Below are 22539 nucleotides of genomic sequence, written 5' to 3' on the forward strand. Positions count from 1 at the left end.
CGCGGCTCAGCATTGCTGATTGTCGGTGGTGGCGAGCCGGACGCGTCTGAAACGCGACGCCGGAGCGCAATTACTGATGGTCAGCCGAGGGAGCCTCGACAGGTGTTGTGTGCGTGCGAGCGATACTAAGGAGGAGACCTTTGGAGGGTCCCGAAATCAAGTTCGCCGAAACCGTTATTGACAACGGTAAGTTCGGCACCCGCACCGTTCGCTTCGAAACGGGTCGTCTCGCGCAGCAGTCGCAGGGTTCGGCAGTCGCCTACCTCGACGACGAAACCATGCTGCTCAGCGCGACGAGCATCTCGAAGCACCCGAAGGAGCACTTTGACTTCTTCCCCCTGACGGTTGACGTTGAGGAGCGCTCGTACGCCAAGGGCGCCATCCCTGGCTCGTTCTTCCGCCGCGAGGGCCGCCCCTCGACCGACGCGATCCTCGCGTGCCGCCTCATCGACCGCCCGATGCGCCCGTCGTTCGTCGACGGCCTCCGCAACGAGGTGCAGATCGTCGTGACCGTGCTCTCGATCGCCCCCGACGAGACCTACGACGTGCTTGCCGTCAACGCGGCATCCATGTCATCGCAGATCTCTGGCGTGCCGTTCTCGGGCCCCATCGGTGCCGTGCGCATCGTGCTCATCGACGGCCAGTGGGTCGCGTTCCCGAAGTACTCGCAGCAGGAGCAGGCTGTCTTCGAGCTGACCGTTGCCGGTCGCCTCGTGACGAACGCCGACGGCAGCGAAGACATCGCGGTGATGATGGTTGAGGCGCAGGCACCCGACAACGCGTGGGAGCTTATCCAGAACGGCGCCCAGAAGCCAGACGAGGCCGTCGTTGCTGGCGGTCTCGAGGCCTCGAAGCCCTTCATCACCCAGCTCATCAAGGCGCAGCAGTCGGTTGCCGACCAGGTGAACAAGGAAATCAAGGAATACCCGGTATTCCCGGCCTACACCGAGCCCGTTCGCGCGCTCGTCGAGGCCGAGGCGAAGGACGAGCTCGGCAAGGTCTACCAGATCGCCGACAAGATCGAGCGCCAGAATGCCGACGACGCCCTCAAGGCGCGCGTGACCGAGGCCGTTGCGGCCAAGGTCGAGGCTGGCGAGCTCGAGGACTCGGCTCTGGGCCAGGTCTCGGCTGCGTACAAGTCGGTCACGAAGGACGTCGTTCGCGGCCGCATCCTCAGCGACGGTCAGCGTATCGATGGCCGCGGAGTTGCCGACATCCGCCAGCTCGACGCTGAGGTCGAGGTTGTGCCCCGCGTGCACGGCTCGGCCATCTTCCAGCGCGGCGAGACGCAGATTCTCGGCGTCACAACGCTGAACATGCTCAAGATGGAGCAGCAGATCGACTCGCTCAGCCCCGTTCAGTCGAAGCGCTACATGCACCACTACAACTTCCCGCCCTACTCGACCGGTGAGACCGGCCGTGTTGGCTCGCCGAAGCGTCGCGAGATCGGTCACGGCAATCTGGCCGAGAAGGCGCTGCTTGCAGTGCTGCCCACCCGCGAGGAGTTCCCCTACGCGATCCGTCAGGTCTCGGAGGCCCTCGGCTCGAACGGCTCGACCTCGATGGGTTCGGTCTGCGCCTCCACGCTCTCGCTGCTCAACGCCGGTGTGCCCCTGCGCGCGCCCGTCGCGGGTATCGCCATGGGCCTCGTGTCGGCTGAGGTCGACGGCGAGATGAAGTACCAGGCACTCACCGACATCCTCGGTGCCGAGGACGCGCTCGGCGACATGGACTTCAAGGTCGCCGGTACCTCGGAGTTCGTTACCGCTCTGCAGCTCGACACCAAGCTCGACGGCATCCCCTCGGAGGTGCTCGACGCCGCGCTCCAGCAGGCGCACGACGCTCGCATCAAGATCCTCAACGAGGCGATCACTGCTGTGATCTCGGAGCCCGACGAGATGGCGGCCACCGCACCGCGCATCATCTCGGTAAAGATCCCCGTTGACAAGATCGGTGAGGTCATCGGCCCCAAGGGCAAGGTCATCAACCAGATCCAGGAAGACACCGGCGCCGACATCTCGATCGAGGACGACGGCACCGTGTTCATCGGCGCGACCGACGGCCCCTCGGCCGAGGCTGCCCGTGCACAGGTCAACGCGATCGCGAACCCGCAGGTTCCCGAGGTCGGCGAACAGTACCTCGGTACCGTCGTCAAGCTTGCGAGCTTCGGTGCGTTCGTGTCGCTCCTGCCTGGCAAGGACGGCCTGCTGCACATCTCGGAGGTGCGCAAGCTCGTTGGTGGCAAGCGCGTCGAGAACGTCGAAGACGTGGTCTCGGTTGGTCAGAAGCTGCTCGTGAAGATCACGAAGGTGGACGACCGTGGCAAGCTCTCACTCGAGCCCGTGCTCGAGGAGGGCGAAGGCGCCGACGAGACCGAGGTCGAGTCGACCGACGCCGAGTAGCCACACCTGGCTGAGTAAAGCGGCCCGTGCAGCGCACGGGCCGCTTTACTCTATTCGGCTACACTCAAGCCGATATGTCTGCACCGATTTTGCTGCCACTGAACACGACTCACCTCGATGAAGAGGTCGCCGGAGCAGCCAGGCTTCAGCGCACGGTGCTGCCGAGCGGGGTGCGCCTGATCACCGAGGATGTGCCCGGCGCGGCATCCGTCTCGATCGGCTGCTACGTGCCCCTCGGCTCGCGCGACGAGCGCGATCGCGAGTACGGCTCGAGCCACTTCCTCGAACACCTGCTGTTCAAGGGCACGCCGAGCCGAGACGCCCGCACCATCGCGCTCGAGTTCGAGCGCGTCGGTGGCGACTTCAACGCGGCGACATCGCGCGAGCAAACCGTCTACCACGCACGGGTGCGCGCGGAAGATCTCGGCATGGCCATCGACGTGCTGAGCGACATGCTCACCGGTTCGCTGCTCGACAACGACGAGTTTGAGCTCGAGCGTGGTGTGATTCTCGAAGAGATCGCGATGAGTGCCGACGACCCGGATGACGTGCTCTGGGAGCGCTTCTACGCGAACTTCTTCGGCAACCATGAACTGGCCCGACCAATTGCGGGCACGCCCGAGAGCATCGGGGCGGCAACGCGCAACGAAGTCTGGGACTTCTACCGCCGCAACTATCGGCCCGACACGCTCGTCGTGGCCATCGCTGGCCGCGTCGACCACGACGCCGCGTTGCAGCGCCTCGAGGCAGGCCTTCGCAACGGGGGCTGGGACCTCGACCTGACCGCCGCGCCCGTCGCTCGCCGCACCGCTGAATCGCCCGTCGAGGTGACGCGTCATCACGCCCTCGAAAGCATCGAGCGACCGCTCGAGCAGACCAATCTGATCCTCGCGACACCGGGGCTCGTCTCGGGTGACGACCGTCGGCACGCTTTCGGGCTGCTCCACCACATCCTCGGTGGCGGGATGTCGTCGCGGCTCTTCCACGAGGTGCGGGAAAGGCGCGGGCTCGTGTACTCCGTCTTCTCCTTTGCCGCCAGTCACGCAGATGTTGGCGTGACCGGGGTGAACGCTGCCTGCCTGCCCGAGAAGGCCGCCGAGGCGGTGCGCGTGATTCGGGATGAGTTCGACCGCGTGGCGCAAGACGGTGTGACCGAGAGCGAGTTGGCCGACGCGAAGACCTCAGCCGCGGGTGGGGGTGCCCTGGCACTTGAGTCCATGCACTCGCGCATGAACCGCCTCGCCCGCGCCGAACTCGCGCTGGGGGAGTTCCTCGATCTCGACGCCTCCGTTGCGCGACTCGCCGAGGTCACGCGCGAGCAGGTGCGGGAGGTTGCGGGCATGCTGCAGGGAGATATGACGGTCGAAACGATCGGGCCCGTAACCGACGAGGCTCGGGCCGAGTTGGAGGCACTCGCATGAGTCATTTCCTCTACCTGGTGCGGCACGGGGAGGTGCGTGATGCCGAATTCGGCATCACCGACGGCCCGCTCTCGGAGCGCGGCCGGCAACAGGCGCACGCGCTCGGTAAGCGCCTCGCCGATGTGCCGTTCGACCAGGCGTTCACCTCGCCGCTCGACCGCGCACTCGAAACCTCGAGCATCCTCAGCAACTACGTGCAGGGGCCGCCGGTTGAGCAGACCAACCTGCTGTTCGACTGCATCCCGTCTTCTTCGAAAGATGCCCCCGACGGCTACGACGCGTTCTTCTCCGGGGTCGACGAGGAAGACATCGAGGCCGGCCAGGCGCAGATGCAAGACGCCGTCTCGGCCTTCATGACCCGGCCGCGCGAAGACGTCCACACACTGCTCGTTACCCACAACTTCGTTATCGGCTACCTCGTCGCGCACGCGCTTGGCATGCCCGAGTGGCGCTGGCTGACGCTCGGTAGTGGCAACACTGCCCTCACCGTGCTGCGACTGCGCTCTACGCGCCCCAGCGAGCTCACCCTTTTCGGGTCGACGGCACACCTGCCGCGCGACATGCGCACCGGTATGACGTGGACACCAGCTATCTAACTACCCCAGGAGCACCTTGCACATGACTGTTTCCGTCGCCATCAGCGGAGCCACCGGCCGCATGGGCACGCTGATTCGAGGCATCGTCGATGACCTCGACGGCTTCGAGGTGCACGCCGCCCTCGACTCGTCCTCGTCGCTCGACGAAATGCTCGGTGCCGACGTGCTCATTGATGTGACGCACTACGACGCCTCCGAGCGCGCCACACGGTTTGCGCTTGAGCACGGGCTCAACGTCATCATCGGCACGAGCGGCTGGGGCAAGGATCGAGTCACCGAACTTGAGTCGAGCATTCCGGCTGAACGGGGTGTGCTCGTTGTGCCGAACTTCTCGGTGGGTTCGCTGCTCTCGACGCACCTCGCATCGATCGCGGGCAAGTTCTACGACTCGATCGAGATCCTCGAGGCGCACCACGACCGCAAGGTCGACTCGCCTTCGGGCACCGCGGTGCGCACCGCCGAAGCGATCGCGCTGGCACGCGGTGCCGAGGTCTCGTCGCCGAACACCGATCAGCGCGCGCGGGGCGAGGTCGTCGCGGGCATTCCCATCCACGCCCTGCGACTGCGCGGCGTCGTCGCTGATCAGCAGGTGATCTTCGGTGGTGAGGGCGAACTCGTAAACATCCGTCACGAGACGGTGAGCAATCGCGCCTACGTGCACGGCATCACCCTGGCTCTGCAGCAAGCCCCGACGCTTCGCGGCCTCACAGTGGGGCTCGACGCCCTCCTCGGGCTGGGGAGCTAACCCGTGCGGAAGCTCAGCGGGGCGCAGATTGGCGTCTATGTGCTGCTCGCGCTCATGGCGATCTACTTGGTTGCCATCGCAGGAATCGTGTGGGGGCTCGTCACGAGTGGCGAGGTCATCGGTATCGTCATGGGTTTTGCGCTCATCGTGTTTCCGGTCGTCGGCGTGCTGTTCGTCATCCGCGACCTCCGCTTCGTCCTGCAGTCGAACCGGCTCATCGAGCGCATGGCCGAGTCCGGCGAACTACCGGAGGACAACCTGCCGCGTCAAAACAGCGGACGCCCCGATCGTGCCGCAGCCGACGCCGAGTTCGAGTCGTGGAAGGACCGCGTCGAGGCGAACCCGGGCGACTGGCGAAACTGGGTGCTGCTCGGCCTTGCGTACCGGGCATCTGGCGACACGCCGCGAGCTCGCCAGGCGCTTCGTCGCGCGATCGCGCTCGAGCGCGGGGTCTAACTGCGCACTCGCCGGCTCAAGCCGTTTGAGTCGAGTCTGGGCCGCCTGCGACGCGGTTAGGATTGAACGTGTGAGTGGTGACATCGAATTCCGCAGCGACGTAACCGTCGAACTCGTCCGGGCCCAGGCCACCGACCGCGATGTGCTCTTCGCGGCCCGCGTTTCGACCGTGGGCGAGCAGAGCCTCGACTCCGCGACCGGCGACACCGCCGAGCTCGCAAAGCGCGACCGCGGTCTGATCAACTACCTGATGCGCGACCGTCACGGCACCCCGTTCGAGCACAACTCGCTCACGTTTTACGTGCAGGCGCCGCTCTTCGTTTTCCGTGAATTCCAGCGCCACCGCATGGCGAGCTACAACGAAGAGTCGGGCCGCTACCGCGAGCTGCGACCGGTGTTCTACGTACCGGACGCCGAGCGCAACCTCCGCCAGGAGGGTCGTCCCGGCAAGTACGAGTTCTTCCCCGGCAGCGCCGAACAGGTCGAGCTCGTGCAATCCGAGGTGCGCGGCCAGTCCGAGGCCGCTTACGCGAGCTACCAGCGGATGCTCGACGCCGGCGTCGCTCGCGAGGTCGCGCGCACCGTGCTCCCGCTGAATATCTACTCGTCGATGTACGTGACGATGAACGCCCGCTCGCTCATGAACTTCCTCTCGCTGCGGCGCAAGGCCGAGGGCTCGACGTTCCCGTCATTCCCGCAGCGCGAGATTGAGATGTGCGCCGAGAAAATGGAAGACCTCTGGTCGCAGCACATGCCCGTGACCGCCGAGGTGTTCCAGGCGAACGGTCGCGTTGCCCCCTAGCGCGCTGCCCGACGGCGCCCCGGTGCCGCAGGACGGCTCGCTGCCCGGGTCCGTCACGGAGGGCCTCGCGGGTCGGCAATTCGGGGCGTACGTGCACATCCCGTTTTGTCGCGTTCGCTGCGGCTATTGCGACTTCAACACCTACACAGCGACCGAGCTGCGGGGTGTGAGCCAGGCAAGCTACGCGGATGCGGTGGCGCAAGAGATCGCGCTCGCTCGGGGCGTGCTCGACCAGGTCGGGCATCGTGAGCCGCTCAGCACCGTGTTCTTTGGCGGCGGCACGCCGACGCTGCTCCCTGCCGCCGACCTGGTGCGCACGCTCGGTTCGCTCCGCGACACCTTCGGCATCGTCGAGGGCGCCGAGGTTACGACCGAGGCGAATCCCGACTCGGTCGACGCCCACTATCTCTCGGCACTGCGTGAGGGCGGCTTTACCCGCGTGAGTTTCGGGATGCAGTCGGCGGTGCCGCACGTGCTGCGCACGCTCGACCGTACGCACGACCCGCTCCGCGTGCCAGAGGTCGTCGCCGCGGCGAAGGCGGTCGACCTCGAAGCCTCCGTCGACCTGATCTACGGCACGCCGGGGGAGTCGCTCGACGACTGGCGTCGCTCGGTCGATGCCGCGCTCGAACTTCAACCGACGCATATCTCGGCGTACGCGCTCATCGTTGAACCTGGCACGGCCCTCGCTCGGCAGATCCGTCGAGGCGAGGTCGCCGAGGTTGACGACGACCTGCAGGCCGAGATGTACGAGTATGCCGATGCCGCGTTCGCCGCGGCCGGCTTCCAGTGGTACGAGATTTCAAACTGGTCGCTCGATGGCGCGCATCCGTCGCGGCACAACCTCGCCTACTGGCACGACACCGACTGGTGGGGCTTCGGGCCGGGCGCCCACAGCCACGTCAACGGCACACGATTCTGGAACGTGAAGCACCCCGCGGCATACGCGCAGCGACTCGCGGAGGGCACTTCACCCGCCGCGGCTCGTGAGGTGCTCGACGACGAGCAGCGCTACGCCGAGCGCGTACTGCTGCGCTCGCGCCTGGTTGAGGGTTTGCCGCTCGAGGAGCTGCGGGATCGCCGCGCCGTCGCGGAACTCATCGCCGATGGCCTCATCGAGGGTGCCGACGCAATTCGCGGCACGCTGCGACTTACCGTTCGCGGTCGGCTGCTTGCCGACGTGGTTGCCCGAGCGCTCGCCTAAGCCGAAGTAAACTGGTCGCCATGGTGAGCGAACGCAGTCTAGAGGTGTTGCGCGCCATCATCGGCGACTATGTCGCCACGCACGAGCCTGTGGGGTCGAAGCGGTTGGTGGAGCGCTATCAATTTGGCGTGTCTGCGGCGACAATCCGCAACGATATGGCCGTCCTCGAGGAGGCCGAGCTCATCGCAGCGCCGCACACTTCGTCGGGGCGTGTGCCCACCGACAAGGGCTACCGCGTCTTCGTCGATCAGCTCGCCGACGTACGCCCGCTCACCACGGCGCAGCGGCGGGCCATCGAGCAGTTCATGGAGGGTTCGCTCGAGCCCGAGGAACTGCTCACCCGCTCGGTGCGCACGCTCGCGCAGCTCACCGGCACCGTGGCCATCGGCCACCTTCCCTCGCTCCTCGACGCGCACATCCATCGCATCGAGCTCGTCTCGCTGTCGGTGCGCCGCGTGCTGGTGGTGCTCATCACCGACACAGGCCGTGTCGAACAGCGCATCGTCGATCTCGAACGCGACACCGGCGACGAGGAATTTCTCGCGCTGCGCGACCTCGTCAATGAACGGCTCGTTGGCAAGCGGCTCGAAGACGCCGCGGCCGAGCTGCGCGAGCTGCATGACGGCGATGACTTCGGCGGGGTCGCCGACCGGGTGCTGCAATCGCTCGTGCAGCAGGTGTTCGCGAACCGCGACGACAAGCTGATCATCGCCGGCGCCGCCAACCTCGCACTGACGGAGCACGACTTCTCGTCGATCTTCCCCGTGCTCGAGGCGATCGAAGAGCAGGTAGTCTTGCTGCGACTCGTCGGGGAACTCGATCTCGACGAACGCGGCGTTGCAGTGTCGATCGGTCACGAGAACCTCAACTCGGCGCTTGAGGAGACGAGCATCCTCGCCACCGGCTATACCCCCGACGGTGAAGCCCGAGTGGGTATCCTCGGTCCGACGCGTATGGACTATCAGCGCAACATCGCCGCCGTTCGGGCGGTCGCGCGATACCTCTCGCGCAGCTTCGACACTCCGAGCTGACTACGGCTCCAACCACTTCATTTCATCCACTCAGGAGGCAGAGGTCTTGGCAGACCACTACGAGACACTCGGTGTGAGCCGCGAGGCAAGCCCAGAAGAGATCAAGAAGGCGTATCGCAAGCTGGCCCGTCAGCTGCACCCCGACGTCAACCCGTCGCCCGAGGCGGCCGAGAAGTTCAAGGACGTCACCGCTGCCTACGACACCCTCTCTGACCCGCAGCGGCGGCAGCAGTACGACCTCGGCGATGCCGGCGGAGCTGGCGGCGGATTCGGCTTCGGCGACATCTTCGACGCGTTCTTCGGTGGCCAGGGCTCGCGCCGCGGCCCGCGTTCGCGTGCCCAGCGGGGGCAGGATGCGCTCGTGCGCGTCGACCTCGACCTCGCCGAGGTGATCTTTGGCACGCATCGCGACATCGAGATCGCGACCGCGGTGCGCTGCGAGACCTGCGAGGGCAGCTGCTGCGCGCCAGGCACGAGCCCGACCACGTGCTCGACCTGTGGTGGCGCGGGTGAGGTCACCCGCCAGGTGCGCTCAGTGCTCGGCCCGGTCGTCACCTCGAGCCCCTGCGGCGTCTGCCAGGGCTACGGCACCGTCATCGAGCACCCCTGCGACACGTGCCACGGCCAGGGCCGCGTGCGCGCGCAGGTCACCCTGCCCGTTGACATTCCCGCGGGCGTCGACACGGGCCTGCGCCTGCACCTTCCAGGTCAGGGCGAGGCGGGTGCCGCGGGCGGCGCCTATGGCGACATCTACCTCGAGATCCGCGTGCGCGAAGACGACACCTTCACGCGTGACGGTGACAACCTGCTCGCGGCTGTCGAGGTCTCGATGGTCGACGCCGTGTTCGGCACCTCGGCCACGTTGCCCGGCGTGGATGGCGACATCGAGCTCGAGATCCCGGCCGGCGCACAGTCTGGTGACGTGCTCACCGTGCGCGGTCGCGGTGTGACCCGCCTGCGCAGCCCCATGCGCGGCGACCTCGACGTGACCCTGCAGGTGCGCACGCCGACGAAGCTCGATCACAAGCAGAAGGATCTGCTCAAGCAGTTTGCGGACCGCGACAAGCACCCCCAGGCTCCCGGCCTGATCAAGGACCAGCCCGGACTGTTCTCGAAGCTGCGCGGGAAGTTCGGCCGCTAGTGGCACACGCCTACTTCGCCGTCAGTCTTGCCGCGGTTCGCTCCGGTGAACTGATCACGGTGAGCGGCGGCGAGGCGCGCCACGCCGTGGGCGTCGCGCGCCTGCGCGTCGGGGAACAACTCACCCTGCTCGACGGCGAGGGTGGCAGCGTCATCGCCGAGGCGAGCGAAGTCGGCGCAACGGAGTTCACCGCGCGAGCGCTCGCCGACGCGACGGTCGAGCCTGCGCCGAGCCCCCGGATCCTGCTCGTTCAGGCCCTCGCGAAGGGCGGCCGTGACGAGATGGCGCTGCAGGCCTCGGTCGAGCTCGGCATTGACGGGGTGATTCCCTGGCAGGCGCAGCGCTCGGTGTCGACGTGGCGGGGCGACAAGGTCGTGAAGCAGCGCGAGCGGTGGCAGACGATCGCTCGGGAGGCGAGCAAGCAGGCGGTGCGGGCGCGGGTGCCGCGGGTGGATGCGCCGGTCACCACGAAACAGCTCGCGCAACTCTCGGGCACACTTCGGCTCGTGGTGCTCGACCCGATCGCCACTGCGCCATTGAGCGAGCTTGAGCCGGATGCGCGGGATCTCGCGCTGGTGGTGGGCCCCGAGGGCGGCATCGACGAACGTGAGTTCGGGCTGCTCACCGAGGCGGGCGCTGAGCGCCGACGGCTCGGTGCAAATGTGTTGCGCACCTCGACCGCGGGCCCAGTGGCACTTGCGGCGATGTTCACCAAGCTCGGGCGCTGGTAGGCGACTAGACTCACCCGCATGGCCGAGAGCATTTTCACCCGGATCATCAATCGCGAGATTCCCGCCGAGATCGTTGCTGAAGACGATCGCGTCATCGCGTTCACCGACATTCACCCCAAGGCACCGGTGCATCTGCTCGTCGTGCCGAAGGACCCGCAGTACCGTGACGTGACCGAGCTCGCTGCGGGCGACCCCGAGTTGCTCGCGCACGTCGTCGCGACGGCCAAGCGCCTCGCGGGCGATCACAGCGACGGCGATTTCCGTCTCGTGTTCAACACCGGTGCGACCGCCGGTCAGACGGTATTCCACGTACACGCGCACGTCCTTGCGGGCGGGCTGGAGGAAGGCTCACTTGGAGCAGACTGAACGAACAGTCGTAATTGAGGGTGCTTCGATGCTGCACCTGCTCGGGCCGGGCGATCGCCTCCTGAGCACGATCGAAGCCGAGCATCCGAGCGTCACGGTGCTCGTGCGAGGCAATGAGGTGCATCTGCGGGGCGATGTCGACGACGTCGAGCTCGCTGAGCGGCTCGTGCGCGAGATGGCGTCGCTCGCAAGGTCGGGCGCCATGCTCGCGCCCGATGAGATTGCGCGCTCGAAGCAGCTGCTTTCGAATGGCGAGGGTCCATCGCCGACCCAGGTGTTTGGCGAGGCTATCGTCAACGCCCGCGGTCGCGCCGTGCGGGCGAAAACGCTCGGACAGAAGCGGTACGTCGACGCCATCGACGTCAACACGGTCACCTTCGGCATCGGCCCCGCCGGTACCGGCAAGACCTACCTCGCCATGGCGAAGGCCGTGCAGGCGCTCCAGCGCAACGAGATCAACAAGATCGTGCTCACGCGCCCCGCCGTCGAAGCGGGGGAGCGCCTCGGCTTCCTGCCGGGCACCCTCAACGACAAGATCGACCCCTACCTGCGGCCACTCTTCGACGCCCTGGGCGACATGCTCGACCCAGACCTCGTCGTCAAGCTCATGAGCCAGAACGTGGTCGAGGTGGCACCCCTCGCGTACATGCGCGGCCGCACCCTGAACGACGCGTACGTGATCCTCGACGAGGCGCAGAACACGACGCAGGAGCAGATGAAGATGTTCCTCACGCGCCTCGGCTTCGGCTCGAAGCTCGTCGTGACGGGCGACGTCACCCAGGTCGATCTTCCCGGCGGCAACTCCGGTCTCCGGCACGCGTCGCGGGTGCTCCGTGACATCCCCGACATTCACTTTGCCGAGCTCACGAGCGACGACGTCGTTCGCCACAGCCTCGTCGCAAAGATCGTCGACGCCTATGACGAGTACACGAGCCGCCAGGAGCACAGCCGATGAGTATTGAAATCAACAACGAGTCGGGCGCCGAGGTCGACGAGTCGTCGGTGCTCGGCCTGGCGACGTTCGCGCTCGACTACCTGCACGTGCATCCGGACGCCGAACTCAGCATCGTATTTGCCGATGTCGGGGTCATGGAAGAGCTCCACGTGCAGTGGATGGACGAGCCGGGTCCGACCGACGTGCTCAGCTTTCCCATGGACGAGCTACGCCCCGGCTCGATCGAGCGGCAGACGCCTCCCGGTTTGCTCGGTGACATCGTCGTCTGCCCCGAGGTCGCGGCCGCTCAAGCCGTCACCAACCGGCACTCGACGATGGACGAGATTCGCTTTCTCGTGGCCCACGGCATCCTGCACCTGCTCGGTTTCGACCACGCCGAGCCCGAGGAACACAAGCGGATGTTCGGGCTGCAAGACGAAATCCTCGCGGGGTTCGCGGCGCAAGAGCGCAAGAAGCAGCGGGGTCGTAAGTAAGTGAGCGGACCGCTCGTGGTCCTCATCACCATTCTCCTCATCGTTGGCGCGGCACTGCTCGCCGCCGTCGAGTCGGCCATTGCGGTGCTTTCCCGCGCCGACGTGGTGGATGAGGCCGAGGCGGCGAACTCTCCCGACACGCTGCGTCGCATCGGCGACAACATGTCCGGGCACCGTGAGGCCGTCGGCTTCGCGCGCATCGGCGCCGAGACCCTCGCGACGGTGCTCATTTCGGTCTGGTTTGCCACCCTCGTGGTCGGACCGTGGCTCGCGTTTCTGTTTGCCTCGCTGCTCATGCTCGCGGTGCACGTGCTGTTTACGGGGTCGACGCCCCGCACGATCGGCCGAACACACCCCCGCGACACGCTGCGGATGCTCGGCTGGCTCGCGCGCGGCTGCCGCGTCGTGTTCGGGCCCATCAGCGATCTGCTCGGCACGCTTGGCGACATCGTGACCCCCTCGCAAAAGCATCGACACGCGACCGTCTCGAGCGAGGAGCAACTCCTCTCGATGGTCGACGCCGCCACCGAGCAGGAGGTGCTTGACGAGGATGACCGCGAGCTCATCCATTCGGTGTTCGATTTTTCGGACCGTCTCGTCCGCGAAGTGATGGTTGCGCGCACCGACATGCTTACGGTCGACGCTGACGACACGGTGCACGACGGCCTGCGGTCACTGCTCGAGGTCGGCATCTCGCGCGCGCCGATCGTCGGCCGTGACAGCGACGACATCCGCGGCATCGCGTATCAGAAAGACCTCGCCCGGCACCTGCTCGAACACCCCGAGTCGACGCTGCGGGTCGCCTCGTTGGCACGGCCCCCGGTGTTCGTGCCCGAGTCCCTCGCCGCCGACACGCTGCTGCGCCGGATGCAACGCGACTCGACGCACTTCGCGATGGTCGTGGACGAGTACGGCGGCATCGCTGGGCTCGTGACCCTCGAGGACCTCATCGAGGAACTCGTCGGCGAGATCAGCGACGAGTTTGACCGCGGCGGTGACGAGTACGAGCGACTCGAGGACGGTACGCTCGTAGTCTCGTCGCGCATGAACATTACCGATCTCGGGGAGCTCCTCGACATCGACCTTGAACACGAAGACGTGGACTCGGTGGGCGGCCTGCTCACCACGGCGCTCGGCAGGATTCCACAGCTCGGCGACCACGCCGAGATCGGGGGACTCGCGCTCCTCGCCGACCGCGTCGGGCGTCGCCACCGCGTCACGCGCATCCAGGTGCGAGTGCTCGAACCGCACTCTACGAACGAAAAAGAGGAAGCAGCATGAGCGAGTACCGCGCCGGATTCGTCACCTTCATCGGGCGCCCGAACGTGGGCAAATCGACCCTGACCAACGCGCTCGTGGGCGAGAAGATCGTCATCACCTCGTCGAAGCCGCAGACCACGCGCCGCGCGGTGCGGGGAGTCGTGCACCGCGACCACGGCCAACTCGTCATCGTCGACACGCCGGGTGTCCACCGGCCCCGCACGCTGCTCGGCCAGCGGCTCAATGACGTCGTCGAAGAGACGCTCGCTGAGGTCGACGTGGTCGGGTTCTGCGTGCCTGCCGACGAAGAGCTCGGCCCCGGCGACCGCTTCATCAACGAGTGGGTCGACAAGGCGAAGCGCGCGAAGAAGGTGGCGCTCGTCACCAAGTCCGAACTCGTGTCGAAGGCCAAGGTCGCCGAGCAGTTGCTTGCGCTCGCCGAGCTGCGCGAGTGGGATGCGATCATCCCGGTCTCGTCGGTCGACGACATCAACCTTGAGCCGCTCGTCGACGAACTTATCGGGCTCATGCCCGAGTCGGAAGCGCTGTACCCGGCCGACATGGTCACAGAAGAACGCTACGCACAGCGCGTCGAGGAGCTGATTCGTGAGGCCGCGCTCGAGGGTGTGCACGACGAGCTGCCCCACTCGATCGCCGTGCAGATCGAAGACATTCTCGACTCCGACGATGGCAGCCGCGAGATCTTCGCCAACGTCATTGTCGAGCGCGACAGCCAGAAGGGCATCGTCATCGGCAAGGGCGGCTCGCGCCTCAAGATGGTGCGCCAGCACGCGGCGAAGCAGATCAGCGCCATCTCGCCGACCAAGGTGAAATTGACGCTTCACGTCAAGGTGGCGAAAGATTGGCAGCGTGACCCAAAGCAGCTCGGCCGCCTCGGCTTCTGACGTTCCGCCGCAACCGCGGCGTCGCGTCAACTCGCCGTTACCGGCGTGGCTGCGCCACACGGTTGGCCACAACGGGCAGCACCGGTGGCTCGTCGACAGCGTCTTCGGCATCGGCATGATGCTGACCATCGGCTTCCCGTTTACGACCCGAGCCGACTGGAGCTACTTCTTCAACTGGGCGTCGGTGCCCGTGTGGCTGCTCTTCACCGCCGCCTGCGTCATTCGACGCATATCACCGTGGGCCTCGTTCGTGCTTGTCACGATCGGTTTCTGCATCAAGCTGCTGCTGGGGCTGCGGCCGCACGGCATGGAAGTTGCGATCCTCATCGTGCTTTACACGGGCGCCGTCTGGGGCTCGCGCACGCTGTTCTACCTCACGGCCGTCGCGAGCGTCGTGTACCCGGTCGTGCAGTCGGCCTACATCGCGACCTTTCCGCAGGACATGCCATTCATCACGATTTTTGCGGGCGACGGCATCGTCAGCCTCGACCGCATTATCGTGAACTTCTCGATCGTTGCCGTGCCGTTGACGCTGTTTGCCATGATCAGTTGGGTTGCGGGCGCGCTGCAGCGCATGCAGATCTCAACGAGCCGATCGGCGCACTCGGCGCAGATCGCCGAGCTCGAGTACCAGCGGGCGCAGGAACAGCTCGTGGTCGAACAGGAGCGCAGCCAGATCGCCCGCGACATGCACGACGTCGTCGCGCACTCCCTGGCCGTTGTGGTGGCACAGGCCGACGGCGGCCGTTATCTCATGAAAAGTTCGCCGCAGGCCGTGGAGCCGGTGCTCGCGACGATTTCCGAGACGGCTCGCGACGCGCTGCTCGATGTGCGCGGCCTCCTCTCGCAGTTGCGGCACACCCAAGCCGAAACCGAGCGCAAGACGCTCGACGACCTCCCGCCGCTCATCGGCCGCATCCGTGCCGCCGGCCTCAACCTACAGACGAATATGCAGGGGGAGCCGCATCCGGTGGGTGCGAACGCCGAGGTGGCGATCTACCGGCTCGTGCAGGAGTCCCTCACCAACGCGCTCAAGTACGGTGACGGTCGATTCCCGACGCGCTTGCAAACCCAATGGGGCGAACAGCTGGAGATCACGGTGCGCAATCGAGTCTCACGCAAGCCGAAGTCCCAGAGCGGATCTCGCCACGGTCTCGTCGGGATGCGCGAGCGACTCGCCGTGGTCGGCGGCACGGTCGCGGCCGGTCCGCAGGGCGAGGACTGGGTGGTGACCGCGACGGTGCCGTACTCGGACCGCTCGCGTGCGGCAGCAACTCCGGGCTTGCCGAACCTGCAGAACGAGGATGTTGGCGGCACGACGTAATCTGTTGCCATGAACGAATCTCCCCAGCACGGCGGTCCGATCCGCGTCGCGCTCGTCGACGACCAGCAGCTCTTCCGCGGCGGCATCCGCATGCTGGTCGACTCGCAGGATGACATGGCGTATGTCGCCGAGGCTTCCGACGGCGCCGAAGCCGTCCGCCTCGCGATGTCGGTGAAGCCCGACGTGATTCTCATGGACGTGCGCATGCCGAACATGGATGGGCTCGAGGCGACCCAGCAGATCGTCGCCCGCGGACTCGAAAGCCGCATCCTCATCCTCACCACGTTCGACCTCGACAAGGCGGTCGCGCGCGCGGTCGCGGCCGGCGCCTCGGGCTTCGTGCTCAAGGACGCTGACCCCGAGTTCCTGCTCGCCGCCATCCGCACCGTGCACGGCGGCTCGGAGGTGTTCGCCGCACAGGCGACCGCCGACCTCATCCGCCGTTTCTCGCAGTCGCCGAACCGGCTCGAGGGCGAACCGGAGGAGTTCGAGGCCCTCACAGAGCGTGAGCGCGAGATGTTCTTCCTCGCAGCGAAGGGCATGTCGAACGGCGAGATCGCGACCCAGGAGTTCCTCTCGGAAGCCACCGTCAAGACGCACATTTCGCGCATCCTGGCGAAGCTTGGCCTGCGCGACCGCGTGCAGCTCGTCGTCTACGCGTACGAGCACGGGCTGCTCTAGCTTGCGCACCGGCGACAGAGTCATACCTGCGTATGACGCCCGTTCGGATGTGTCGCTGACGAATCATGCTGCGCCTGGTCGTAACGTGGATCGCATGAACGCCCAACCCAAATTCGCTGCCGGGCAACACGCCCCCGGTGCGTACGGGATGGAAGTGTTCGGCCTCCACCGCACCGGCAATGCGCCGCTGCATCGCGTCAGCTTTGTTGCGCGCAGGGGCGAGACCACGGCGCTGTTGTCGCCCGACGGCTCGGGCGGCGCCGTGTTGCGTGCCGCCCTCGGCTTCGAGCCCGTTGAGTCGGGTTTTAGCGTCATCGAGGGTCGGCGCTTCGTGCCGGCCGCCGGTCCCGAGCCGATTGCCGACCCCGAGCGGGTAGGCGTACTGTTGCGCGACCCGGTGATCACGCAGGGTCGCACCCTTGACGAGCACCTGCGCCAGGGGCTTCTGCCTGATCACCGTGGGGCGCTCGGGCAGCAGGAAGTGCAGACGCTTCGCGACTCGCTTGGCTTCATGAACGCCGGCAGCGCTATCGTGTCGGAGTTGCCGCTCTCGCTGCAGTACCGCGTCGCCATTGGGCGAGCGGTCGCCGCGAGGCCCGCCATCATCGCCGCCGACGACCCCTACGGTGGCCTCCCGGAGCGCGAGCGCCACCTGCTCGTGTCGTTGCTGCGCGCGGTTGCCAGCGAGCACGGCATCGGCGTCGTGCACGCGACGGGCGATGTTGACCTCGCCACGCGGGCAAATCACGTCGTCGTGATCGAGGGCGGGCGCATCACGAACGACCTGCGCGGCACCCTGCGCGTGCAGCGGCTGCTCGGCCGCAACGTGCGCTAGCTCGACGGGCGCCAATTTTGGCGGTGCTACGCTAATCGCATGCATTCGTACGGCACCCTCCTCCTTCTATGCCGCGGCGGGGCTTAGCAACTAAGCCTTCCCTGCCGCGGAGTTGAAGCATGGCTTAGGCCAAGAATCTTCAGGAGAGAGTTCGCACATGCGCAATCTGCAGCAGCCGTCCAAAATGCCCACCCACCGGTACGTCTCGTACGCGGACCAGTTTGGTGTCACCCTTCCCGACCGCACCTGGCCCGATCAGGTCATCACGAAGGCACCACGCTGGTGCGCCGTCGACTTGCGCGACGGTAACCAGGCCCTCATCGACCCGATGTCGCCCGAGCGCAAGCTGGTCATGTTCGACCTGCTCGTGCGCCTCGGCTACAAAGAGATCGAGGTCGGCTTCCCGTCGGCCAGCCAGACGGACTTCGACTTCGTTCGTCGTCTCATCGACGAGAACCACATTCCCGACGACGTGACCATTCAGGTGCTGACCCAGGCGCGCGAGCACCTCGTCAAGCGCACCTATGAGTCACTGCGCGGGGCCAAGCGCGCGATCGTGCACCTCTACAACTCGACGAGCGTGCTGCAGCGCGAGGTCGTATTCCGCGAAAACCGCGAGGGCGTGAAGCAGATCGCGCTCGAGGGCGCACGCATGTGCAAGCGCTTCGAGTCCATCGCCGAGGGAACCGAGATTTTCTACGAGTACTCGCCCGAGAGCTATTCCGGCACCGAGCTCGACTACGCGCTTGAGGTGAGCAACGCGATTATCGAAGAGCTCGACGCGACGCCCGAGCGCCCGATCATCATCAACCTGCCCGCGACCGTCGAGATGTCGACGCCGAACGTCTACGCCGACTCGATCGAGTTCATGCACCGCAACCTCGCCCGCCGCGAATCGGTGATCATTTCGCTGCACCCGCACAACGACCGCGGCACCGCGGTGGCGGCGGCTGAGCTCGGCTACATGGCTGGCGCGGACCGCATCGAGGGCTGCCTGTTCGGCAACGGCGAGCGCACCGGTAACGTCGACCTCGTCACCCTCGGCATCAACCTGTTCACGCAGGGTGTCGACCCCGAGATTGACTTCTCGAACATCGACGAGATCCGCCGCACGGTCGAGTACTGCAACCAGCTGCGCGTGGGGGAGCGCCACCCATGGGGCGGCGACCTTGTCTACACCGCGTTCTCGGGCTCGCACCAGGATGCGATTAAGAAGGGCTTCGAGGCGATGGCGGCGAAGTCGGACGAGACCGGCGTACCTGTCGACGAACTCGAGTGGGCTGTGCCGTACCTGCCGGTCGACCCGCGTGACCTCGGCCGCACCTACGAGGCCGTGATTCGCGTCAACTCGCAGTCGGGCAAGGGCGGCGTTGCCTACCTCCTCAAGGAGCACCACAACATCGAGCTCCCGCGTCGCTTGCAGATCGAATTCTCGGCAACGGTGCAGCAGCGCACCGATGCCGAGGGTGGCGAGGTCGCTCCCGACGACATTTGGCAGATCTTCGTTGACGAGTACCTGCCGGCAACTGAGGACGCTGAGAAGTGGGGCCGCCTCGAGATCTTCGGCGTCCGCACGGCGACCGAAATGGACGGCACCACCGCGATTACGGTGAAGCTGCGCCGCGAAGACGAAGAGCTCACGATTGAGAGCACCGGCAACGGACCGATCAACGCGTTCCTTAACGTGCTCGAAGACCGCGGCTACGAGGTGAAGCTCTACGACTATGTCGAGCACACGCTGTCGGCATCGGGCGACGCCCTCGCTGCGGCCTACGTCGAGCTCGAAGTCAACGGCCAGCGACTGTGGGGCGTCGGCATCGACCCCGACATCTCGAACGCCTCGCTCAAGGCGATCGTGTCAAGCGTGAACCGCGCGGTGCGCAACGCGCAGCACTAAGTACGAGGGCTGAGGATGCCGAACTATACCGACGAGGTCGTGATTCTTCGCGGCCGTCCGCTCGGTGAGGCCGACCGCATCCTCACCTGCTTCGGGCGACAGCACGGCAAGATCAGTGCTGTCGCCCGCGGCGTGCGCCGTACCGCGTCGAAATTCGGCGCACGCGTCGAGGCGGGCAACGTCATCGACGCGCAGTTCTACACTCGTGGCCACGGACCCGCCGGCCTCGACACCCTCACCCAGGCCGTCACGGTGCACAGCTTCGCGGCCAAAATGGTTGACGACTTCGACGTCTACACGATGTCGGCCGCGATCCTTGAGGCGGCAGACCGCATCCTCGAGGCCGAGGCGGCGCCGTTGCAGTTTGCCCAGCTCGTCGGCTCGCTGCGGTATCTCGCGCGGCGTGAGCATCCGGCCGGGCTCGTACTCGACGCCTACCTGCTGCGTTCCCTCTCGCTGGCCGGTTGGCGGCCGACATTCACCGACTGCGCCCGCTGCGGCAAGCCCGGCCCGCACTCGCGCATCTCGCTCACCGCTGGCGGCGCGGTGTGTGACGACGACGCCCGCTCGAGCGGTGCCGTCATGTATGCGGATGTCGACACCATGCGCCTGCTCTGGGCCCTGCTCGCTGGCAACTGGGGCGTTGCTGAGGCGAGCGACGGCGGCACGCGCGCGGCCGCGCATCGCATCGTGAGCGCGTACGCGCAGTTTCACCTCGAACGCGGGCTTCGGTCGATGGCGGTGCACGACCAGGATCGCCCCGGCCCCGGCGTACCCTAATCGGTATGACTACGCCCGAGGCCCGCACGTTCAAGCCCCTGGACTGGACGGGACTCACGCCGCCGGCGTTTCCGAGCGGCTCAGTTCCCGAACACGTCGCCGTCGTCATGGACGGCAACGGCCGCTGGGCAAACCAGCGAGGCCTGCCGCGCACCGAGGGGCACCGCGCTGGTGAGGCCGCGCTGCTCGACGTTGTAGCGGGCGCCGTGCAGGCAGGCGTGAAGCACCTTTCGGTCTACGCGTTCTCGACCGAGAACTGGGCCCGCTCGGCCGCCGAGGTGCGATTTCTCATGGGCTTCAATCGCGAGGTGCTGCACCGGCAGCGAGATCAGCTGCATGCCTGGGGCGTGAAGGTCGTGTGGTCGGGCAACCGCACCCGCCTGTGGAAGTCGGTGATCATGGACTTGCTCGCCGCCGAAGAACTTACCCGCAACAACACCGGCATGACGCTGAATATGTGTGTCAACTACGGCGGGCGCGTTGAGCTGCGGGATGCGGTGCAGGCAATCGCGCGTGACGTCGCGGCGGGCAAGCTCAAGCCCGAACGCATCCGTGAGTCGCACATTGCGGCACACCTGTACCAGCCACAGCTGCCCGACGTCGACCTGTTCGTGCGCTCGTCGGGGGAGCAGCGCACCTCGAACTTCCTGCTCTGGGAGTCGGCCTATGCCGAGATGGTGTTTCTCGACACGCTGTGGCCAGACTTCACGCGAGAAGATCTCTGGCGCGCCATCGGACTCTACGTGTCTCGCGACCGCCGCTTCGGCGGTGCGGTCGACGCGCCGCAGCAGGCCACGGAAACACCATGACGGCAACAATCTGCTTTACTGGACGGCGTGCAACAACTACGCCTCTTTGAATCAGGCCGTTCGAAGTACCTCGACGTCGACGCGATTCAACGTCGCATTCACGCCGATGTGGCCGGTGGTACCCACCCGAACACGGTGATCTACTCGGAGTTCGACCCCGTCTACACGGCCGGCTCTCGCACCGCCGATGCCGACATTCCGAACGAGGATGTGCCGATCGTGCGCATCGACCGCGGCGGTTCGGTGACCTACCACGGCCCGGGGCAACTCGTCGCGTACCCGATCGTGCTCATTCACGGCCGGCAGGACGTCGTCGCCTACGTGCGGGCCCTCGAAGCGGCCGTCATGGGCGCCGTCGCCGAGCTGGGCGTGCAGAGCCAGCGCGTCGACGGCCGCACCGGCGTGTGGCTGGTGCGCGATGGCGTGCCCGACCGCAAGCTTGGTGCCATTGGCGTGCGCTTCTCGAAGCACGCGACGATGCACGGGCTCGCACTCAACGTGCATCCGAAGCTGCACGACTTCGATCGCATTGTGCCGTGCGGCATCCGCGACGCCGGTGTCACCTCGCTTGCCGAGCTCGGTGTCGACGCCAGCCTCGCCGAAATCGCCGACGTGCTGCACCCGCACCTCGACCGTCAACTTGTCCGTTTCCAGGCACCCGTGGAGGTGACCGCATGAACACGCTCGCACCCGAAGGGCGAAAGCTGCTGCGCGTTGAGGCGCGTAACGCCGAGACCCCGATTGAGACCAAGCCCGAGTGGATTCGCACCCGCGCCACCGCGAACGAGCAGTACCAGGACGTCAAGCGCCTCGCGCGCCAGAGCAACCTGCACACCGTCTGCGAAGAGGCGGGTTGCCCGAACATCTACGAGTGCTGGGAGGACCGCGAAGCGACGTTCCTCATCGGCGGCGACCAGTGCACCCGCCGCTGCGACTTCTGCATGATCGCGACGGGTAAGCCCCTCGACTACGACCGCGAGGAGCCGCGCCGAGTGGCCGAGTCGGTGCGCGAGCTCGGCCTCCGCTATGCGACCGTCACGGGGGTCGCGCGCGACGACCTGCCGGACGGCGCTTCCTGGCTCTTCGCCGAGACCGCGAGGCAAGTTCATGCGCTGAATCCGGGCACCGGCGTCGAGCTGCTCGTCGATGACTTCCGCGGCGGCGACGACGCGATCGTCGCGGTCTGCGAGGTTGAACCCGAGGTGTTCGCCCACAACATCGAGACGGTGCCGCGTATCTTCAAGGAGATCCGCCCTGGGTTCCGCTACGACCGATCGTTGCGGATGCTCGCCCGGGCGAGCGAGCTTGGCATGGTTACGAAGTCGAACCTCATTCTCGGCATGGGGGAGACCCGCAACGAGATCGAGGCGACAATGCGCGAGCTGCGCGAACACGATGTCGACATCCTCACGCTGACCCAGTACCTGCGCCCGAGCAAGCTGCACCACCCGATCGATCGCTGGGTGAAGCCCGAAGAGTTCATCGAGCTCTCCGACATTGCTCGCGAGCTCGGCTTCGTCGGCGTCATGGCCGGTCCGCTCGTGCGTTCCTCGTACCGGGCCGGCCGCCTGTGGGCCCAAGCGACCAAGGCTAAGGGTCGCCCGATTCCGGAGCAGCTCGCGCACCTCGACAGCGACACCCCGGCGCGTCAGGAAGCCACCGAGGTGCTCGCTCGCCACATGGCTAAGATGGGAAGCTGATTCTCGCTGGCTCTGCGCCGGCGCC

23 protein-coding genes are annotated in these 22539 nt (G+C 66.4%); all 23 read left to right on the top strand.

What is annotated here, in order from left to right:
• Window positions 1–140 precede the first annotated feature (140 nt).
• The 23 genes from QM019_RS00635 (at window position 141) to lipA (ending at window position 22514) form a co-directional block, all read left to right on the top strand.
• Window positions 141–2402, top strand: coding sequence for a polyribonucleotide nucleotidyltransferase (locus tag QM019_RS00635; protein WP_282851466.1), 2262 nt, complete (start codon window positions 141–143; stop codon window positions 2400–2402).
• Window positions 2403–2476: 74 nt separating this feature from the next.
• Window positions 2477–3823: a M16 family metallopeptidase gene (locus QM019_RS00640; protein WP_282851467.1), complete on the top strand. Its 1347-nt coding sequence runs from the start codon at window positions 2477–2479 to the stop codon at window positions 3821–3823.
• Complete coding sequence (locus QM019_RS00645) at window positions 3820–4419, top strand: histidine phosphatase family protein (protein WP_125106031.1); 600 nt, start codon at window positions 3820–3822, stop codon at window positions 4417–4419. Before QM019_RS00640 ends, QM019_RS00645 begins: the two co-directional genes overlap by 4 nt.
• A gap of 22 nt (window positions 4420–4441) precedes the next feature.
• Window positions 4442–5164, top strand: a complete 723-nt coding sequence (gene dapB / locus QM019_RS00650; RefSeq protein WP_282851468.1) for a 4-hydroxy-tetrahydrodipicolinate reductase — start codon at window positions 4442–4444, stop codon at window positions 5162–5164.
• 3 nt (window positions 5165–5167) lie between these two features.
• Complete coding sequence (locus QM019_RS00655; protein ID WP_125106029.1) at window positions 5168–5620, top strand: tetratricopeptide repeat protein; 453 nt, start codon at window positions 5168–5170, stop codon at window positions 5618–5620.
• 70 nt (window positions 5621–5690) lie between these two features.
• Entirely contained in the window at window positions 5691–6422 is a 732-nt protein-coding gene (thyX, locus tag QM019_RS00660; protein WP_193128264.1) for an FAD-dependent thymidylate synthase, read from the top strand.
• Window positions 6412–7626, top strand: coding sequence for a radical SAM family heme chaperone HemW (gene hemW / locus QM019_RS00665; RefSeq protein WP_193128265.1), 1215 nt, complete (start codon window positions 6412–6414; stop codon window positions 7624–7626). Before thyX ends, hemW begins: the two co-directional genes overlap by 11 nt.
• Window positions 7627–7646: 20 nt before the next feature.
• Window positions 7647–8657 carry a heat-inducible transcriptional repressor HrcA gene (hrcA, locus tag QM019_RS00670; RefSeq protein ID WP_125106027.1) on the top strand — a complete coding sequence of 337 codons (1011 nt, stop codon included), beginning with the start codon at window positions 7647–7649 and terminating at the stop codon, window positions 8655–8657.
• Between the two features lie 46 nt (window positions 8658–8703).
• Window positions 8704–9798 carry a molecular chaperone DnaJ gene (gene dnaJ / locus QM019_RS00675; RefSeq protein WP_282824057.1) on the top strand — a complete coding sequence of 365 codons (1095 nt, stop codon included), beginning with the start codon at window positions 8704–8706 and terminating at the stop codon, window positions 9796–9798.
• Window positions 9798–10529 carry a 16S rRNA (uracil(1498)-N(3))-methyltransferase gene (locus QM019_RS00680; RefSeq protein ID WP_282851469.1) on the top strand — a complete coding sequence of 244 codons (732 nt, stop codon included), beginning with the start codon at window positions 9798–9800 and terminating at the stop codon, window positions 10527–10529. The genes dnaJ and QM019_RS00680 overlap by 1 nt, the downstream gene beginning before the upstream one ends.
• 18 nt (window positions 10530–10547) lie before the next feature.
• Window positions 10548–10895, top strand: coding sequence for a histidine triad nucleotide-binding protein (locus QM019_RS00685; protein ID WP_282824061.1), 348 nt, complete (start codon window positions 10548–10550; stop codon window positions 10893–10895).
• Between the two features lie 28 nt (window positions 10896–10923).
• On the top strand, window positions 10924–11850 hold the full coding sequence (locus QM019_RS00690; protein WP_125106023.1) for a PhoH family protein: 927 nt from the start codon (window positions 10924–10926) through the stop codon (window positions 11848–11850).
• Window positions 11847–12323, top strand: a complete 477-nt coding sequence (ybeY, locus tag QM019_RS00695; protein WP_125106022.1) for an rRNA maturation RNase YbeY — start codon at window positions 11847–11849, stop codon at window positions 12321–12323. Before QM019_RS00690 ends, ybeY begins: the two co-directional genes overlap by 4 nt.
• Before the next feature lie 15 nt (window positions 12324–12338).
• Window positions 12339–13604, top strand: coding sequence for a hemolysin family protein (locus QM019_RS00700; RefSeq protein WP_282851470.1), 1266 nt, complete (start codon window positions 12339–12341; stop codon window positions 13602–13604).
• Window positions 13601–14488 carry a GTPase Era gene (gene era, locus QM019_RS00705; RefSeq protein WP_193128267.1) on the top strand — a complete coding sequence of 296 codons (888 nt, stop codon included), beginning with the start codon at window positions 13601–13603 and terminating at the stop codon, window positions 14486–14488. Before QM019_RS00700 ends, era begins: the two co-directional genes overlap by 4 nt.
• On the top strand, window positions 14454–15812 hold the full coding sequence (locus QM019_RS00710) for a sensor histidine kinase (RefSeq protein ID WP_125106019.1): 1359 nt from the start codon (window positions 14454–14456) through the stop codon (window positions 15810–15812). The genes era and QM019_RS00710 overlap by 35 nt, the downstream gene beginning before the upstream one ends.
• Window positions 15813–15821: 9 nt before the next feature.
• A complete protein-coding gene (locus QM019_RS00715) occupies window positions 15822–16493 on the top strand; it encodes a response regulator (RefSeq protein WP_125106018.1) in 672 nt (223 codons plus the stop codon).
• Between the two features lie 94 nt (window positions 16494–16587).
• Entirely contained in the window at window positions 16588–17328 is a 741-nt protein-coding gene (locus QM019_RS00720; RefSeq protein WP_282851471.1) for an ATP-binding cassette domain-containing protein, read from the top strand.
• 157 nt (window positions 17329–17485) lie between these two features.
• Window positions 17486–19225, top strand: a complete 1740-nt coding sequence (leuA, locus tag QM019_RS00725; protein WP_282851472.1) for a 2-isopropylmalate synthase — start codon at window positions 17486–17488, stop codon at window positions 19223–19225.
• A 15-nt stretch (window positions 19226–19240) separates the two neighbouring features.
• Window positions 19241–20005 carry a DNA repair protein RecO gene (gene recO, locus QM019_RS00730; protein ID WP_282851473.1) on the top strand — a complete coding sequence of 255 codons (765 nt, stop codon included), beginning with the start codon at window positions 19241–19243 and terminating at the stop codon, window positions 20003–20005.
• A gap of 5 nt (window positions 20006–20010) precedes the next feature.
• Entirely contained in the window at window positions 20011–20814 is an 804-nt protein-coding gene (locus QM019_RS00735; RefSeq protein WP_282851474.1) for an isoprenyl transferase, read from the top strand.
• A gap of 27 nt (window positions 20815–20841) precedes the next feature.
• Complete coding sequence (gene lipB, locus QM019_RS00740; protein WP_282851475.1) at window positions 20842–21492, top strand: lipoyl(octanoyl) transferase LipB; 651 nt, start codon at window positions 20842–20844, stop codon at window positions 21490–21492.
• Window positions 21489–22514: a lipoyl synthase gene (lipA, locus tag QM019_RS00745; RefSeq protein ID WP_282851476.1), complete on the top strand. Its 1026-nt coding sequence runs from the start codon at window positions 21489–21491 to the stop codon at window positions 22512–22514. The genes lipB and lipA overlap by 4 nt, the downstream gene beginning before the upstream one ends.
• Window positions 22515–22539 lie beyond the last annotated feature (25 nt).

It is taken from the genome of Gulosibacter sediminis, assembly GCF_030011715.1.
Lineage (GTDB): Bacteria > Actinomycetota > Actinomycetes > Actinomycetales > Microbacteriaceae > Gulosibacter > Gulosibacter sediminis.